The organism is Rhizobium sp. GCM10022189 (assembly GCF_042656325.1).
In the GTDB taxonomy this organism is placed as follows: domain Bacteria; phylum Pseudomonadota; class Alphaproteobacteria; order Rhizobiales; family Rhizobiaceae; genus Rhizobium.
Window position 1 is genome coordinate 58,314 of sequence record NZ_JBHSOR010000002.1, and the last position, 15,999, is coordinate 74,312.

The following is a 15,999-nucleotide window of genomic DNA, read 5'->3' on the forward strand; positions in this document are numbered from 1 at the left end:
GGCGACATCGGCTGCGATTTGATTTTTGCCGGGGCAGCGGTATCTCGCTCTCGGGCGCCGCCGGCGCTGGCGCGCATGAGGATTGGCAAGGGTGATTTCCGGATTCGAGTTCCGAGACTGGCTGCTCGCCAATGACCCGGCGCTTTCGCGCCTGCGCATGGGCACGCGCGTCACGCTGTCGATCGGCCTGTCCTTCGCGATCCTGCTTCTGATCCACGCGCTTGTCGTGCCGCTGCCGATCGCCTCCTATGCCCTCGGCATCGTGCTGTCGATCGAAGGCGGGGTCGCCGTGCGCGACAAGGGTTCGGCGCGCCAGCTGGTCACGCGGCTGCTCGGCTGCCTGGCGAGCGTGATCGTCGTCGGCATTGCGGCGGTGCTCGAGCCCTATCGGTATTTTTCGGATTTCATCTTCCTCGTGGTGATCTGCCTTGCCTCCATCGGGCGCGTCTATGGGCCGCGCGGCTTTGCGATCGGCATGTTCGCCTTCACCTCCTATTTCATGGGCGCCTATTTCCACCCGACCGTCGAGGAACTGCCCGTCATCGTCATCGGTCCTGTCGTCTCCGCGCTCGTCAGCCATTGGGTGAGGGCGGTGCTCCTGCCCGACAATTGGCGGCGCGACCTCCTGCGTTCGCTCGAAAGCGTGCGCGGCCGCATCAACCAGATCCTCTACAAGCTCGCGGCACTGGCCGCGGTCGGGACGGTGAACGAGGCGGACCGGCAGGAGCTGCGCCAGCTGGAAGACCGGCTGAAGGAAGTGGTGCTGATGGCCGAGAGCTTCATTCCGCGGCCGCCGGGCGGCGTCTTCGACGGCGCCTCCGCACCGGCCGCGCAGCTGGCGATCCGCCTGTTCGACGCGCATCTGGCGACCGAGAGCGCCATCGTGCTGAGCTTTCAAAGCCCGCCGTCCTTTGCGCTGGTCCATGCGGTGATCGAGGACGACCGCGCCGCACTTTCGGCCGAGGAGAAGGCGGCGGAGGACAGGGAAGGCGAGCCGCGGGGCGAGACGGTACGCGCGCTGCTCTGGCTTGCGGCGGCACGCCGGCAGCTTGCCGAAACCATCGATGCCGGGCGCGGCTCCGACTTTGCCGAGATTGCCTCGGTGGAAGAGGCGAGCGCATCGGCAGCAATCGATTTTTCCCTGAAGAACCCGCTCATGCGCTCGGCCCTGCAGATCACGCTCGCTGCGGCGATTGCCATGACGCTGGGGCTTGCCCTGTCGCGCGAACGCTGGTTCTGGGCGGTGCTGGCCTCCTTCCTCGTGTTCACCAATACCAATTCGCGCGGCGACACCGCCATCAAGGCGCTGCAGCGGTCGATCGGCACGCTGTTCGGCATCGCCTTCGGCCTGGTTCTGGCGACGCTGCTGACAGGGCATGTGGCGATAGGGGTCGCCGTTTCGGTCGCCTGCATCTTCCTCGCCTTCTACTTCCTGCAGATTTCCTATGCGACGATGACCTTTTTCGTCTCGATCGTGCTCTGCCTCGTCTATGGCATGATGGGCGTGCTGACCTTCGATCTCTTGAAGCTGCGCCTCGAGGAGACGTTGATCGGCGCGGTCGCCGGAACGCTGGTTGCCTTCCTCGTGCTGCCGGCGCGCACGCGCGGGACGCTGGATACGGCGCTCGCCAAATGGTTCGACGCCCTGAAGGAGCTGCTGTCGGCCGTATCGGAGAAGAAGAGCCAGCAGGAACTCATCGTCATCTCGCAGAAGGTCGATGCCTGCTACCGCGACATGACGCTGGCCGCCCGCCCGCTCGGCTCGACCTGGTCCATTGTCACCAGGCCGGGACAAATCCGCCAGACGCTGGCGATCTTCCTTTCCGTCACCTACTGGTCGCGCATCCTGGCGCGAAACCACATGGCCGATGCGGTCGATGACGATCTGCAGCGCAGCATCGCCGCCGATCTCGGCCTGCTGGATGCGGCGGCGCCGCGCGGTTCGGAATGTTTCCTGATCGTGCGCAAGCAGATGCGGCCGACCGGCCGCCACCTGCCGCTCTGGCGAGAAGGGGCGCGGCTTGCGGTGGAAATGATCGGCTCGACGCTGGAGCGGCTCTACCCGGAAGAGGCGCAGGACTTGCCTGTTGCGGCCGGCAAAGCTATTGCGCCGGTAAATCAGGAATAGGAAGCACATGGCGGGTACCAACAGCGAGCGTCAACTTCTGGCCGAAGGGCCTGTCATCATTCTGGTCGAGCCGCAGATGGGCGAGAATATCGGCATGGTGGCGCGCGCCATGGCGAATTTCGGGCTTGCAGATCTGCGCCTCGTCAATCCGCGCGACGGCTGGCCCAACGAGAAGGCGCAGGCCGCCGCCTCCAAGGCCGATCACGTGATCGAAGGCACCAGGGTTTTCGGCACGCTGGAAGAGGCGATCGCCGACCTCAATTTCGTCTACGCGACGACGGCGCGCAGCCGCGACAACTACAAGCCGGTGCGCTCGCCGGTCTTTGCTGCCGGAAACCTGCGCAACCGGTTCAGGGCAGGCGAGGCGACGGGCATCCTCTTCGGCCGCGAGCGCTGGGGCCTGACCAACGAGGAAGTGGCGCTTGCCGACGAGATCGTCACCTTCCCGGTCAATCCCGCCTTTGCCTCGCTCAATATCGCCCAGGCCGTGCTGCTCATGTCCTATGAGTGGATGAAATCGGGCATGGAGGATCTGGAAGCGGTGCCGTTCCAGGCGCTGGAACAGCGGCCCTCCACCAAGGAGCAGCTGTTCGGCCTGTTCGAGCAGCTGGAAGAGGCGCTGGATTCGCGCAACTATTTCCATCCGCCCTCGAAAAAGCCGAAAATGGTGGACAACCTGCGCGCCGTTCTCTCCCGCCGGGCATTCACGGAGCAGGAAATCAGCGTGCTGCGCGGCGTCATCTCCTCCCTCGACCGCTTTACGCGCAACAGTCCGCGCAAAGGCGGTTTCACCCGATCCGGCAAGGATGCGCCCACCGATGACAGCGCCGACAAGTGAGCTGAAACCCGTCCTCGTTTTCGATTCAGGCATAGGCGGGCTGACCGTGCTGCGCGAGGCGCGCGTGCTGATGCCCGAGCGCGGCTTCATCTATGTGGCCGACGATGCCGGCTTTCCCTATGGCGGCTGGGAAGAACAGGCGCTGAAGGAGCGGGTGATCGGGCTCTTTGCCCGGCTGCTCGAAGAATACGATCCCGAAGTCTGCATCATCGCCTGCAACACGGCCTTCACGCTGGTCGGGGCGGACCTGCGCGCCGCCTTCCCGCAGATGACCTTCGTCGGCACGGTGCCGGCGATCAAGCCCGCGGCCGAGCGCACGCGCTCCGGCCTCGTCTCGGTGCTGGCCACCCCCGGCACGGTCAGGCGCGCCTATACGCGCGATCTCATCCAGTCCTTCGCGCAGCAGTGCCATGTGCGGCTTGTCGGCTCCGAGAACCTGGCGCGCATGGCGGAGGCCTATATCCGCGGCGATGCGGTTTCCGACGAGGCCGTCATGGCCGAGATCGAACAATGTTTCGTCGAAAGGGAAGGGCGCAAGACCGATATCGTCGTGCTGGCCTGCACGCATTATCCGTTCATGGCCAATCTGTTCCGCCGGCTGGCGCCGTGGCCGGTCGACTGGCTGGATCCGGCGGAAGCCATTGCGCGGCGCGCCCGTTCGCTGGTGCCGCAGGTGGCCGATGCCGTGCACCCGGATCATTTCGACTTCGCCGTCTTTACCTCCGGCAATCCGGATTTCGCCACGCGGCGGCTGATGCAGGGCTTCGGGCTGAGCACGCGGTAAGGCGCAGCGCTTTATTTCACCGGCCTCATCGCGCAAGATCGCCGCGGGGAATCGCAAGCGGGTCTCTGCCGCTCAAGATGCAAAGGGATGCGCCGTGCCGCTGCAAAGACTTGTCATGCTGATCTTCTTTCTGCAACCGATCGCCTTCGGCGCCTGGTTGCCGCGCATTCCCGACATCCAGGCGAAACTGGGACTCGGCACCGCCGATCTTGCTGTTGCCCTTCTCGGATTGCCGATCGGCACGCTGATCACGCTGCCCTTTGCCGGCCGCCTTGTCTCGCGCATCGGCGGGCGCATGGCGATCGTCTACGGTTTCGTCTTCTTTCTTGCCGTGGTTTCGCTGCCGGCCTTCGCGCCGAGCGCCGTGCTTCTGTTCCTTGCCCTGATGATCGTCGGGGTGGCGCTTTCGACGGTGGAACTCGGCATGAATGTCGAGGCAGACGTGACGGAAAAGGCGACGGGGCTGATTATCATGAGCCGCTGCCACGGCTTCTGGAGCCTCGGCATCATGGCCGGCAGCCTGCTCGGCGTCGGTGCCATCGCCATCGGGCTTTCGCCGCACTCGTCGATCCTGTTCACGGCCATCGTCATCCTGCCGGTCGCGCTGCTTGCCAGCCTGCGCCTGCCGAAACTGCCGGAAAGTCACCAAGCGGAGAATGCGCAGGCAAGCACCGGCTTCAAGCCGCCGAGCCTTGCCCTGCTCGGCATCTGCGCCTTCGTCTTCGGCGTGACGATGACGGAAGGCGCGATCGCCGATTGGTCGGCGGTCTATCTGCGCGATGTCATGAATAGCGAGGGCGCGCAGACCGGCCTCGGCTATTCGGTCTTCGCTTTCATGGTTGCGGCAGGGCGTTTCAGCGGCGACTACATGAAGGGCCGGTTCGGCGCGGTTGCCATTGCCCGCGGCTGCGGCATCGCCTCGCTTGCCGGCATGCTCGTCGTTCTCCTTGCGCCGGCGACGCCGCTTGCCCTGCTGGGTTTTGCCGCAGTCGGTGTCGGCGTCTCGGTCGGCTTTCCGCTTGCGGTGACGGCCGTCGCTTCGCTGACCGACCGCCCGCCGGCCTCAAGCGTTGCGACGCTTTCCTTCGCGGCGCTCAGCGGTTTTCTCATCGGGCCGCCGATCATCGGCTTTCTCGGCGAACATCTCGGTCTGCGGGCAGGGCTTGCGGTCCTGCTGCTTCCGCTTTTCGTCAGCCTGCTCTGCACCCGCCTGCTGATTCCGGCGCAGGCAGAGATGGCGGGCGGCCTCGTCGAGCGCGAGGCGGTGTGAGGCATCTTTCCGCAGCGGACTTTCCCTGTGGGTTTTTGAAGGTTTGAAGACAACAGCGCCTGCGAATCTGCTAGGGACGTGGGCTGGAATTTGTAAGGGGAATGGGACGTGCAGGTTGGCATCGATATGGGAATGGCGTCCGGCGGTCCGGCGACGCTCGATATCGAGGAATTGCTGGCGACGCGTCTGCTCGTGCAGGGCAATTCCGGCTCCGGCAAATCGCATCTGCTGCGCCGCCTGCTGGAGCAATCGGCCCAATGGGTGCAGCAGGTCATCATCGATCCCGAAGGTGATTTCGTGACACTCTCCGATCGCTTCGGCCATGTGGTGGTCGATGGCGAGCGCACCGAGGCCGAGCTTGCCGGCATTGCCAACCGTATCCGCCAGCACCGCGTTTCCTGCGTTCTGACGCTGGAAGGGCTCGATATCGAGCAGCAGATGCGGGCGGCGGCCGCCTTTCTCAACGGCATGTTCGATGCCGATCGCGAATATTGGTATCCGGTGCTCGTGGTGGTGGACGAAGCGCAGATGTTTGCGCCCTCGGTCGGCGGCGACGTCTCGGAAGATGCGCGCAAGGCCTCGCTCGGCGCCATGACCAACCTGATGTGCCGCGGGCGCAAACGCGGGCTTGCCGGCGTCATCGCCACGCAGCGGCTCGCCAAGCTTGCCAAGAACGTCGCGGCCGAAGCTTCGAATTTCCTGATGGGCCGCACCTTCCTCGATATCGACATGGCGCGCGCGGCCGACCTGCTCGGCATGGACCGCCGCCAGGCCGAGATGTTCCGCGACCTGAAGCGCGGCCATTTCGTGGCGCTTGGCCCGGCATTGTCGCGCCGGCCGCTGCCGATCCAGATCGGCAATGTCGAGACCTCGGCGCGCTCTTCCAGCCCGAAGCTGATGCCGCTGCCGGATTCGCCCGACGATGTCGAAGACCTGATCTTCACGCCCGATCCGGAAGAGTTCCAGCGGCCGATCGTGCGCCGCGCGCCGCCCGCACCGCGCCCCACCACCGATATCCTGGCCGAACTCTCGCGGTCCACGCCCGCAGCCGGCCCGGTGCAGCCTGCCGAAACCAGGGCGGCGCAGCCGGAACTGTCGGCCGAAGAGCGCGAGGAGCGGCTTGCCGGCGTGCTCGCCGAAATCCTCGACGATCCGGGCTCCGGCTTCCGCACGGATGCCGTTCTCTATCAGGAATTCCTCGTTCGGCTGCGCATGCGCCGCGTTCCCGGCCCGCCGATGTCGCTGCCGGAATTCCGGCGGCGCGTGGCGGTGTCGCGCTCTGGCGTCGATCCCGAAATGGCGGCGAGCGAGGCCTGGGCGACGGCGCTTTCGCTCTCCAACGGCGTCACCGACGATCTGCAGGGCGTGTTCCTGATGATGGCGAAGGCTGCGATCGGCGGCGAGGCTTGCCCTTCGGATGCCCGCATCGCACGGGCCTATGGCACCCATTCCGCCCGGCGCGCACGCCGGCTGCTTGGCTATTTCGAAGAGCAGGGGCTGATCGTCGTGCATACGGATTTTACCGGCAAGCGCATCGTCGCCTTTCCGGACCTGCAGGCAGAGACGGCACCCGGTTCGGCCGACGCGCCCGATAGCGACTTTCTGAAGAGCGCTGCCGAATAAGCTTGCTCAGACCCAGCTCTGGATGATTTCCGGGCTGGCGTGGATGCAGGTGAGTTCCAGCCGTGTCGTTCCCACATTCTTGAAGCAGTGCGGCGTCTCGGCATTGACGACGACGATATCGCCGACATTGGGTTCCAGCGTTTCTTCGCCAACGGTGAAACGGGCCTTGCCGGAGCGCACGATCCACATTTCCGCATAGGGATGAACATGCAGTTCCGGCCCCTGGCCGGGTTCGTTGTCGATCAGGAAGATCGAGACCGGCGCACCATATTCGCCGCCTTCGAAGCGGATGGTGCGGTTGGCGAATTGCTGCTGGCTTTCACGCGGTATGACATGGAACATGATTTCCTCCTTGATCACTCGGCAGGCTCCGCTATGAATTATCTTCACGAGAAGATAATTCCCTCAATTTATCTTCTCGTCAAGATAGTTTTGGAGAGGCCATGGAACAGCAAGACCATGTGGACCGGCTGCGCGCGCTCTGGGCCGCGGAGTTGCCAGATCTCGATACGACGCCGATGAGCATTCTCGGGCGCATCTACCGGATCTCCAATCTGGTGCGACCGTCGATCGAATCGACATTTGCCGAATTCGATCTTGATAGGGGCGAGTTCGACGTGATCTCGACAATCCGCAAGGCAGGGCCGCCTTACCGGATGATCCCGACAGAACTCTACGGCCTGCTGATGATCTCCTCGGGCGGACTGACGCACCGGCTGGACAGGCTGGAGAAATCGGGGCTTATCCGCCGGGAGCGATCGGCGCAGGACAAGCGCAGCTTCGAAGTGGCATTGACGGACGAGGGCATCCGCCGCGCGGAAAACGCCTTTCGCGAAGATATGAAACGGGAGCTTGCGCATCTCGATGGGCTGGAGGAGGGTGAGCGCCAGGCGCTGGCGGGGTTGCTGCGCAAGCTTGCCGGTTCGCTCGAGCGGGCAGGCGAGAACGGCCCTGAAACGGCAGATTCTGTTTGACAATCCTGTGACTTATCCCTAAAGACCGCGCCAGCACCGGGCAGCAATGTCCGGTGTTTCATTTGACATGTCCCGTGGATCAGATCCGTTCGCGTAACGGAAAGATCCTGTCGGCTCCCGGAAACGGGATCAAAGGAGGGCGTGTTTCCTTCGCGCGGTTTGGTAACAGACCGTCACAACACTTTGAAAGGAAATACGATGAGCAAGCGCGAATCGTCCAAGTACAAGATCGACCGCCGTATGGGCGAAAACATCTGGGGCCGTCCGAAGTCCCCGGTGAACCGCCGCGAATACGGTCCGGGCCAGCACGGCCAGCGCCGCAAGGGCAAGCTTTCCGACTTCGGCGTGCAGCTGCGCGCCAAGCAGAAGCTGAAGGGTTACTACGGCGACCTGCGCGAGAAGCAGTTCCGCGCCATCTTCGCCGAAGCAGCCCGCCGCAAGGGCGACACCTCGGAAAACCTGATCGGTCTTCTGGAGTCCCGCCTCGACGCGATCGTCTACCGCGCCAAGTTCGTTCCGACGGTCTTTGCTGCCCGTCAGTTCGTCAACCATGGCCACGTCACGGTCAACGGCGTGCGCGTCAACATCGGTTCTTACCGTTGCAAGGCCGGCGACGTTATCGAAGTTCGTGAAAAGTCCAAGCAGCTCGTGACCGTTCTGGAATCCGTTGCACTCGCTGAGCGCGACGTTCCGGACTATGTCGAAGTCGACCACAACAAGATGGTTGCCACTTTCGCACGCGTCCCGACGCTGTCCGACGTTCCGTACCCGGTCGTCATGGAGCCGCATCTGGTCGTCGAATTCTATTCGCGTTAACGCATAACCCCGACAATCGATTTCGATTGTCGGAGAGGCTTATGCGTCTCTATAAGTGCTGCTGCGTCCCTTGCACATCTTCGATGTGCGGCGCAGCAGGGCGCGAGACGTTTTCGCATACGGAAAAGCCGCCCTCCAAGGCGGCTTTTTTGTCTTCGGAGAGAAGTCATGGTGGATTTGCAGGCAGTCCTCGACAGCATCTACAAGGAATTGGCGCCGCGCATCGGCGAGGGCAAGGTCGCGGATTACATTCCCGAGCTTGCCAAGATCGATCCGAACCAGTTCGGCCTGTCGGTCGTCACCGTCGACGGCAGGGTCCATAGCGTCGGCAATGCCGATGTCGCTTTCTCCATCCAGAGCATTTCCAAGGTCTTCATGCTGACGCTGGCGCTCGGCAAGGTGGGCGAGGGGTTGTGGAAGAGGGTCGGGCGCGAACCGTCGGGATCGGCCTTCAATTCCATCGTCCAGCTCGAGCACGAACACGGCATCCCGCGCAATCCCTTCATCAATGCCGGCGCGATCGCCGTCACCGACGTCGTCATGGCCGGCCATGCGCCGCGTGAGGCGATCGGCGAGCTCCTGCGCTTCGTGCGTTACCTCGCCGACGACGAATCCGTCACCATCGACGACAAGGTGGCGCGTTCGGAGACGGCAACCGGCTATCGCAATTTCGCGCTTGCCAATTTCATGCGCTCCTACCGCAATCTCGACCATCCGGTCGACCATGTGCTCGGCGTCTATTTCCACCAGTGCGCGCTGTCGATGAGCTGCGAGCAGCTCGCCCGCGCCGGCCTGTTCCTGGCGGCGCGCGGCAGCAATCCGCTGACCGGCCATTCGGTCGTCTCGCCCAAGCGCGCGCGGCGCATCAACGCGCTGATGCTGACCTGCGGCCATTACGACGGATCGGGCGATTTCGCCTATCATGTCGGCCTGCCCGGCAAGAGCGGCGTCGGCGGCGGCATCTTTGCGGTCGCACCCGGCATCGCCTCCATCGCGGTCTGGTCGCCGGGGCTGAACAAGGTCGGCAATTCGCAGCTCGGCGCCGTGGCGCTGGAGATGCTGGCGGCGCGCACCGGCTGGTCCGTTTTCGGCGATTGAGGCTGTGTTGGGCTGCGGCTTTCTGCTAAGCAGGGCAGGCACAGCAGACAGGTAGGAAGATGAATATCGCAGCCAATATTGCCGACGATCTGGAAGCGGCCGACCCCGGCATCGGCCATGCGCTGTTTGCCGATGCGCCTCACTCCGTTTCCTTCAACAAGCTGCGCAAGCGGCTGTTGCGGCAGGTGCGCCAGGCCTTCGACGATTTCGACATGCTGAAAGGCCAGAAGCGCTGGCTGATCGGCATTTCCGGCGGCAAGGATTCCTACGGGCTGCTGGCGCTGCTGCTCGACCTGCAATGGCGCGGCCTGCTGCCGGTGGAACTGATCGCCTGCAATCTCGACCAGGGCCAGCCGAACTTTCCGAAACATGTGCTGCCGGACTATCTCACCCGGATCGGCGTCAAACACCGGATCGAATATCGCGACACCTATTCGATCGTGAAGGAGAAGGTGCCGGAGGGGGCGACCTACTGTTCGCTCTGCTCGCGCCTGCGGCGCGGCAATCTCTACCGCATCGCCAGGGAAGAGGGCTGCGACGCGCTGGTGCTCGGCCATCACCGCGAGGACATCCTCGAAACCTTCTTCATGAACTTCTTCCACGGCGGGCGCATGGCCGCCATGCCGGCGAAGCTTCTGAACGACGAAGGCAACCTGATGGTGCTGCGTCCGCTCGCTTACTGCGCGGAGGACGATATGGCGAAATTCGCGGCCGCCATGCAGTTTCCGATCATCCCCTGCGATCTCTGCGGCTCGCAGGACGGCCTGCAGCGCAATGCGATGAAGGACATGCTTGCCGATATCGAGCGCCGCATGCCCGGCCGCAAGGACACGATGCTGCGGGCGCTCGCGCATGTGAACCCGTCGCATCTGCTCGACCCCAAACTTTTCGACTTTTCTGCGCTGAGCGTCACCCAAACGTCATAACGGACTTGCTATGAGCCTCTGCAGATCCATGCAACGAGTCCAGAATGATTTTCTCAGACAATGACATAGAGTTTCTCGGCGATTGCCTGCGGCATGTCGCCGAAGAAGAAATCATGCCGCGGTTCCGCAATGCGGCCGCCGCCAACGTTTCCGAAAAAACCTCCTCCGTCGATCTCGTCACGCAGGCCGACCTGCGCTCCGAGGCCTATCTGACGGCGGCGATCCGCGAGCGCTTTCCCGATGCGCTCATCGTCGGCGAGGAGGCCTATGAGGCGGACCGGTCGGTGGTGCCGGCGCTTGCCGATGCCGATCTTGCCTTCGTCATCGACCCGGTGGACGGCACTTTCAATTTCGCCGCCGGCCTGCCGGTCTTCGGCACGATCCTCGCCGTAACGGTCAAGGGCGAGACGGTTGCCGGCATCATTCACGATCCGGCGCTCGGCGATACGGTGATTTCCCTCAAGGGTGCCGGCGCCTTCCAGCAGAAGCGCAATTGCGAGCCGGTCCGCCTGAAGGTCGCAGAACCGGTCGAGCTTGGCCGCATGGTCGGCGCCATGGCCTGCAGCCATATGGAGGAGCCGGATCGTTCGCGCATTGCCGGCAACATGGCGAAGATCCGCATGACCTTCGCCTTCAACTGCTCGGCCTATGAATATTGGATGGCTTCGTCCGGCAAACTGCATTTCATCGGCCACGCCAAGCTGATGCCGTGGGACCATCTTGCCGGCGTGCTGACGCATCAGGAAGCCGGCGGCCATACCGCGAAATTCGACGGAACGCCCTACAGGCCGGGCGAGATTTCCGGCGGCATCATCTCGGCTCCCGACAGGGAAAGCTGGCAGATGATCCGCAGCGAGATCGTCGGCCACCGATAGACCGAAAGGAAAGCGCCATGACGACTGCCATAGATACGATGAAGCTTGCCGATCTCCTGCGGCAGGCAGCGAAAGCCGAGATCCTGCCGCGCTTTCGCCGGCTGGGCAGCGGCGACGTGCGCGCCAAGACGGAAGCGACCGATCTCGTAACCGAGGCGGACGAGCAGGCCGAACGTTTGATGAAGGCGCAAGCCCAGCGCCTCTGGCCGGAAGCGCTGTTCATCGGCGAGGAATCGGTTGCCGCCGACGCGTCGCTGCTCGACAGGCTCGCGGGGGCGGATCTCGCCATCGTCGTCGATCCGGTCGACGGCACGTTCAACTTTGCTGCCGGCATTCCGGCCTTCGGCGTCATGGCCTCAGTCGTTTCCAAGGGCGAGACGGTTGCCGGCATCATCTACGATCCGATGGGCGACGACTGGGTCATGGCGGAAAAGGGCGGCGGCGCCTGGTTGCGGCGGCCGGACGGCGAGGCGCAGCGGCTCAAGGTGGCAGCGCCGGTTGCGCTCGACCAGATGGTCGGCATGGCCTCCACCGGCTACCTGCCGCAGGAAAAGCGCGCCGAAATCCTCGGCAATCTCGCCACGGTGCGCTTCCTCACCAACTACCGCTGTGCTGCCCACGAATACCGCACCTTTGCCGGCGGCCATGTGCATTACCTGATGTATAACAAGCTGATGCCCTGGGATCATCTGGCCGGCACACTGATCTGCCAGGAAGCCGGCGCCCATGCCGCCCGTTTCGACGGCTCGGCCTATCTGCCGCACCATGTCACCGGCGGACTGCTGATTGCGCCCGACAGGGACAGCTGGGACATCCTGCGCCGCGAGGTTTTCACGGTCTGAGCCCGAGGCGGCCTGAATGTGCGTTCAGGCCAATATCTCCCTCAGCGCGTCCAGCAGCCTGTCGCATTCGGCATCGGTGCCGATGGTGATGCGCAGGAAATCCTGGATGCGCTCCTTGCGGAAATGCCGGACGAGGATTGCTCGCTTGCGCAGTTCCGCCGCCAGCTCCGCACCGCCGCGGATGCTATGGCGGGCAAAGACGAAATTGGCGGATGAGGGCAGGACCTCGAAGCCGAGTTCGCCAAGGGCTGCCGTCAGCCGCTCGCGGCTGGCGATGATCAGTTCGCAATGTTTCTCGAACCAGTCCCGGTCCTCCCAGGCGGCGACGGCGCCGGCCTGGCTCAGCCTGTCCAGCGGATAGGAATTGAAACTGTCCTTGAGCCGTTCCAGCGCGTCGATGAGCGGGCGCTGGCCGACGGCGAAACCGACGCGCAGGCCGGAGAGGCCGCGCGATTTGGAGAAGGTCTGGACGACGAGCAGGTTCGGGTATTTCCGGACCAGCGGAATGGCGCTCTCACCGCCGAAATCCACATAGGCTTCGTCGATGACGACGACCTGATCGGGGTGCTCGGATATCAGCGTTTCGATCGCCGTGAGCGGCAGCGCCGTTCCGGTCGGTGCGTTCGGGTTGGTCAGGATGATCGCGCCGCAGGGCTGGCGGTAATCCTCGATCCTCACCCGCATCTTCTCATCCAGCGGGATTTCGCGGAATTCGATGCCGTAGAGGCGGCAATAGGTCGGGTAGAAGCTGTAGCTGATGTCGGGGTAGAGCAGGGGCAACTCGTGCTTCAGGAGCGCCTGGAACGTGTGGGCCAGAACCTCGTCCGAGCCGTTGCCGACGAACACTTCGCCGGGATCGAGATCGTGGCTTGCGGCAATCGCCTGGCGCAGCTTCAGGCCGGTCGGCTCGGGGTAGAGGCGCAGCGTGTCGTTGACCGCCTGCCCAATCGCCGCCAGCGCATGCGGCGAGGGGCCGTAAGGGTTCTCGTTGGTGTTCAGCTTCACGAGGCCCTCGATGACGGGCTGTTCGCCCGCCACATAGGGTGTCAGGGAATGAACGACGGGGCTCCAGAAACGGCTCATCATCACCTTCCAATATTGGCGCTCAAGCACCATTACATGTGAACGGCGCCGGGGTCGATCTGCGGGCTGTCGCCGGGGTGGGTGAAAAGCTTGCCCTTTTCGGCCCAGAGCACCATGACGATGGTAATGGCGCCGAAGAGCGCGAAACCGCCGAAGAGCGGCTGGACGGTGCCGTTGAAGAGCTGGCCGACGACGCCGCCGAGAACGGCGCCGAAAGTGGTGGAGACGAAACCCGTCACCGCCGTTGCCGTGCCGGCGAGGTTGCCCATCGGCTCCAGGCTGATGGCCGTGAAATTGGTGGCGATCACGGCAAACATCATCAGGAGGATCGAGAAGAGCGCATAGGAGAAGGCGAAGGACGGCGTGCCGCCGAGGGCTGCGACAAAGCCGATTGCCGAAATGATGGTGAAGAGCAGCATGGCGGCATGGGAGATGCGGCGCATGCCGAAGCTGCGCACCAGCATGCCGTTCAGGAAGTTTGCGACCGCGATGCCGCCTGCCGTCGCGGCAAAGGCGATCGGCAGCCAGTCGCCGAGGCCGTAGACTTCGCCGAAGACCTGCTGGACCGAGATGACATAGGCGCTGATGACGCCGGTGAACATGGTGAGCCCGATCATGTAGCCGCAGGTGATTCGGTTGGTCAGAACCGTCCTGAAACCATCGGCAACGGCGGCGAAGGAGAGCGGAATGCGCTCGTCCGGCGGCAGCGATTCCTTCAGGCGCAGGAGCGCCCAGACGAAAAGGATCGAGGCGACGACGCCGAGCAGGATGAAGATCCAGTGCCATTCGGCATAGGTGATGATCAGCTGGCCGACGGAGGGGGCAACGATCGGCACGATCATGAAGACGATCATGACATAGGACATGACGCGGGCCATCTCGCGGCCGCCGAAGCAGTCGCGCACGATCGCCATGGTGGTGATGCGCACGGCCGCGCCGCCGATGCCCTGGACGAAACGCATGACCAGCAGCATTTCGAAACTGCCGGTGGCAGCCGCCGCAAACATGCCGATGACATAGCAGGCGAGGCCGCCGAGCAGGATGTTGCGGCGGCCGAAGGCATCCGACAGGCTGCCGAAGACGATCTGCGAGGCGCCGAAGCCCAAGAAGAACACGCCGATGACGAGCTGCGTGTCGTTGTTGTTGGTCACGCCGAGCGAATGGCCGATGCTCGGCAATGCCGCCAGCATGCTGTCGATCGCCATGGCGATCGAGGCGGTCATGATGGCGATCGTCACCACGAATTCGACGAAGCCCATGCCGATGCGGGCCGAGCCCTGGTTTTCCGTATGCGGTTTGTGTGTCGGAGTCATTCGAATCCCCCTGAATGACGCAAGAGCGGCCGCAACGCGGCCGAATGAAGCGGGATGCGGCGAGCCCCTACCAGAATGCCCCGCCGCCTGATGTGTCTGGAAGCTTCCGGTGCCCGATATCAGTGGCCGATATCGGTGAAGCTCGAAAGCGATGCGTCCTTCGACAGCGGCGCGTGCTGCGCCCTGAACAGCCGGCCCTTTTCGGCGATCAGCACGAAGACGATGCCGATCAGCGAGACGACGAAATAACCGGCGATCATCGGCGTTGCCGTGCCGTTATAGGCCTGCCCGATCATGGCGCCGATCGAGGCGCCGCCGACCGTGCTCATGAAGCCGATCACCGAGGAGGCCGTGCCGGCAAGATGGCCGAGCGGCTCCATGGCGAGCGAGTTGAAGTTGGAGCCGATCCAGCCGAACTGGAACATGACCAGCGCGAAGAAGACGATGAAGATCGCAAAGGGCATCGGCTGCGGCCCGAAGGCTTGCACCAGAAGCCAGACGAAGCTCAAGAGGCAGAAGCCGATGATGGAGGCGTGCGACAGGCGGCGCATGCCGAAACGGCCGACGAGCTGGGAATTGATGAAGGACGAGAAGGCCATGAACAGGGCCACGCCGGCGAAAGCCACCGGCGCGTATACGCCGAGCCCGTAAATGCCGACATAGATCTGCTGGGCGGAATTGATGAAGCCGAACAGCGCGCCGAACAGGATCGTGCTGGCGATGGTGTAACAGAGGGCGATGCGGTTGGAAAGGAAGATCGCAAAACCCTGCAGGATGGAGCGCGCCGTGAACGGGCGCACATTGGCCGGATCCAGCGTTTCGGGCAGGCGCAGATACATCCAGATGCCGACGGCCGTCGCCATCGTGCCGATGAAGACGAAGATCATGTGCCAGGTGCTGACGAGCATGATGATCTGGCCGCTGCCGGGCGCAATGACGGGCACGATCATGAAGACCATCATGATGAGCGACATGACCTCCGCCATCTGCCGGCCGCCGTAGACGTCGCGGACGATGGAGATGGTGATGACGCGGGTGGCGGCCGAACCGAGGCCCTGGATGAAGCGCAGCGCCAGAAGCCCGGCGAAGGTCGGCACGACGGCGATGCCGAAAGCGGAAACGACGTAGATGCTGAGGCCGATCAGCAGCGGAACGCGGCGGCCGAAGCGGTCCGACAGCGGGCCGTAGAAAAGCTGGGCGAGGCCGAAGCCGAACAGATAGGCGGAAACGACATATTGGCGATGATTTTCGTTTTCGACACCGAGACTCGCGCCGATCTGCTGCAATGCGGGCAGCATGATGTCGATCGCCAGCGAGTTGACGGCCATCATGAAAGCCGCAAGCGCGATAAATTCCAGCTTGCCCATGGGCAGCCGACCCGCGGACATGGCTTGTGATGAATCTGTCACAATGAAATTCCCATAAACAG

15 protein-coding genes are annotated in these 15,999 nt (G+C 63.6%); 11 read left to right on the top strand and 4 right to left on the bottom strand.

The window, feature by feature from the left end:
* Nucleotides 1-91 precede the first annotated feature (91 nt).
* The 5 genes from ACFPWW_RS00475 (at nt 92) to ACFPWW_RS00495 (ending at nt 6,643) form a co-directional block, all read left to right on the top strand.
* Entirely contained in the window at nt 92-2,128 is a 2,037-nt protein-coding gene (locus ACFPWW_RS00475) for an FUSC family protein (RefSeq protein WP_377309860.1), read from the top strand.
* Nucleotides 2,129-2,135: 7 nt separating this feature from the next.
* Entirely contained in the window at nt 2,136-2,966 is an 831-nt protein-coding gene (locus ACFPWW_RS00480) for an RNA methyltransferase (RefSeq protein WP_112567561.1), read from the top strand.
* Nucleotides 2,947-3,750: a glutamate racemase gene (gene murI, locus ACFPWW_RS00485; RefSeq protein WP_112567563.1), complete on the top strand. Its 804-nt coding sequence runs from the start codon at nt 2,947-2,949 to the stop codon at nt 3,748-3,750. The genes ACFPWW_RS00480 and murI overlap by 20 nt, the downstream gene beginning before the upstream one ends.
* A 94-nt stretch (nt 3,751-3,844) precedes the next feature.
* On the top strand, nt 3,845-5,020 hold the full coding sequence (locus ACFPWW_RS00490) for an MFS transporter (protein ID WP_377309862.1): 1,176 nt from the start codon (nt 3,845-3,847) through the stop codon (nt 5,018-5,020).
* A gap of 108 nt (nt 5,021-5,128) precedes the next feature.
* The gene (locus ACFPWW_RS00495; RefSeq protein ID WP_377309863.1) at nt 5,129-6,643 is read left to right on the top strand and encodes an ATP-binding protein; all 1,515 of its coding nucleotides are present in this window, start codon (nt 5,129-5,131) and stop codon (nt 6,641-6,643) included.
* Between the two features lie 6 nt (nt 6,644-6,649).
* On the opposite strand, the gene ACFPWW_RS00500 is transcribed toward ACFPWW_RS00495, so the two are convergent.
* A complete protein-coding gene (locus ACFPWW_RS00500) occupies nt 6,650-6,985 on the bottom strand; it encodes a cupin domain-containing protein (protein WP_112568255.1) in 336 nt (111 codons plus the stop codon).
* A gap of 101 nt (nt 6,986-7,086) precedes the next feature.
* Here ACFPWW_RS00500 and ACFPWW_RS00505 point away from each other — a divergent pair, with 101 nt between their 5' ends.
* The 6 genes from ACFPWW_RS00505 to ACFPWW_RS00530 all read left to right on the top strand — a co-directional run bounded on the left by ACFPWW_RS00505 (nt 7,087) and on the right by ACFPWW_RS00530 (nt 12,174).
* Nucleotides 7,087-7,617: a MarR family winged helix-turn-helix transcriptional regulator gene (locus tag ACFPWW_RS00505; protein ID WP_377309866.1), complete on the top strand. Its 531-nt coding sequence runs from the start codon at nt 7,087-7,089 to the stop codon at nt 7,615-7,617.
* 198 nt (nt 7,618-7,815) lie between these two features.
* Nucleotides 7,816-8,433, top strand: a complete 618-nt coding sequence (rpsD, locus tag ACFPWW_RS00510) for a 30S ribosomal protein S4 (RefSeq protein WP_112567569.1) — start codon at nt 7,816-7,818, stop codon at nt 8,431-8,433.
* 168 nt (nt 8,434-8,601) lie between these two features.
* Nucleotides 8,602-9,531, top strand: coding sequence for a glutaminase (locus tag ACFPWW_RS00515; RefSeq protein ID WP_112567571.1), 930 nt, complete (start codon nt 8,602-8,604; stop codon nt 9,529-9,531).
* 59 nt (nt 9,532-9,590) lie between these two features.
* Nucleotides 9,591-10,457, top strand: coding sequence for a tRNA 2-thiocytidine(32) synthetase TtcA (ttcA, locus tag ACFPWW_RS00520; RefSeq protein WP_112756386.1), 867 nt, complete (start codon nt 9,591-9,593; stop codon nt 10,455-10,457).
* A gap of 44 nt (nt 10,458-10,501) precedes the next feature.
* A complete protein-coding gene (locus ACFPWW_RS00525; RefSeq protein WP_112567575.1) occupies nt 10,502-11,332 on the top strand; it encodes an inositol monophosphatase family protein in 831 nt (276 codons plus the stop codon).
* Nucleotides 11,333-11,349: 17 nt separating this feature from the next.
* A complete protein-coding gene (locus tag ACFPWW_RS00530) occupies nt 11,350-12,174 on the top strand; it encodes an inositol monophosphatase family protein (RefSeq protein ID WP_377309870.1) in 825 nt (274 codons plus the stop codon).
* A 24-nt stretch (nt 12,175-12,198) separates the two neighbouring features.
* On the opposite strand, the gene hisC is transcribed toward ACFPWW_RS00530, so the two are convergent.
* The 3 genes from hisC to ACFPWW_RS00545 form a co-directional block, all read right to left on the bottom strand.
* Nucleotides 12,199-13,257, bottom strand: a complete 1,059-nt coding sequence (hisC, locus tag ACFPWW_RS00535) for a histidinol-phosphate transaminase (RefSeq protein ID WP_112758197.1) — start codon at nt 13,255-13,257, stop codon at nt 12,199-12,201.
* A 32-nt stretch (nt 13,258-13,289) separates the two neighbouring features.
* Nucleotides 13,290-14,570, bottom strand: a complete 1,281-nt coding sequence (locus tag ACFPWW_RS00540; RefSeq protein WP_112757645.1) for a multidrug effflux MFS transporter — start codon at nt 14,568-14,570, stop codon at nt 13,290-13,292.
* 119 nt (nt 14,571-14,689) lie between these two features.
* The gene (locus ACFPWW_RS00545) at nt 14,690-15,937 is read right to left on the bottom strand and encodes a multidrug effflux MFS transporter (protein WP_112567583.1); all 1,248 of its coding nucleotides are present in this window, start codon (nt 15,935-15,937) and stop codon (nt 14,690-14,692) included.
* Between the last annotated feature and the right edge of the window lie 62 nt (nt 15,938-15,999).

Coding starts and splice junctions, on each gene's coding strand:
- ACFPWW_RS00545 (WP_112567583.1), bottom strand. CDS start 15,937: ATGGGCAAGCTGGAATTTATCGCGCTTGCGGCTTTCATGATGGCCGTC.
- ACFPWW_RS00500 (WP_112568255.1), bottom strand. CDS start 6,985: ATGTTCCATGTCATACCGCGTGAAAGCCAGCAGCAATTCGCCAACCGC.
- ACFPWW_RS00540 (WP_112757645.1), bottom strand. CDS start 14,570: ATGACTCCGACACACAAACCGCATACGGAAAACCAGGGCTCGGCCCGC.
- murI (WP_112567563.1), top strand. CDS start 2,947: ATGACAGCGCCGACAAGTGAGCTGAAACCCGTCCTCGTTTTCGATTCA.
- ACFPWW_RS00515 (WP_112567571.1), top strand. CDS start 8,602: ATGGTGGATTTGCAGGCAGTCCTCGACAGCATCTACAAGGAATTGGCG.
- ACFPWW_RS00505 (WP_377309866.1), top strand. CDS start 7,087: ATGGAACAGCAAGACCATGTGGACCGGCTGCGCGCGCTCTGGGCCGCG.
- hisC (WP_112758197.1), bottom strand. CDS start 13,257: ATGAGCCGTTTCTGGAGCCCCGTCGTTCATTCCCTGACACCCTATGTG.
- rpsD (WP_112567569.1), top strand. CDS start 7,816: ATGAGCAAGCGCGAATCGTCCAAGTACAAGATCGACCGCCGTATGGGC.
- ACFPWW_RS00530 (WP_377309870.1), top strand. CDS start 11,350: ATGACGACTGCCATAGATACGATGAAGCTTGCCGATCTCCTGCGGCAG.
- ttcA (WP_112756386.1), top strand. CDS start 9,591: ATGAATATCGCAGCCAATATTGCCGACGATCTGGAAGCGGCCGACCCC.
- ACFPWW_RS00525 (WP_112567575.1), top strand. CDS start 10,502: ATGATTTTCTCAGACAATGACATAGAGTTTCTCGGCGATTGCCTGCGG.
- ACFPWW_RS00480 (WP_112567561.1), top strand. CDS start 2,136: ATGGCGGGTACCAACAGCGAGCGTCAACTTCTGGCCGAAGGGCCTGTC.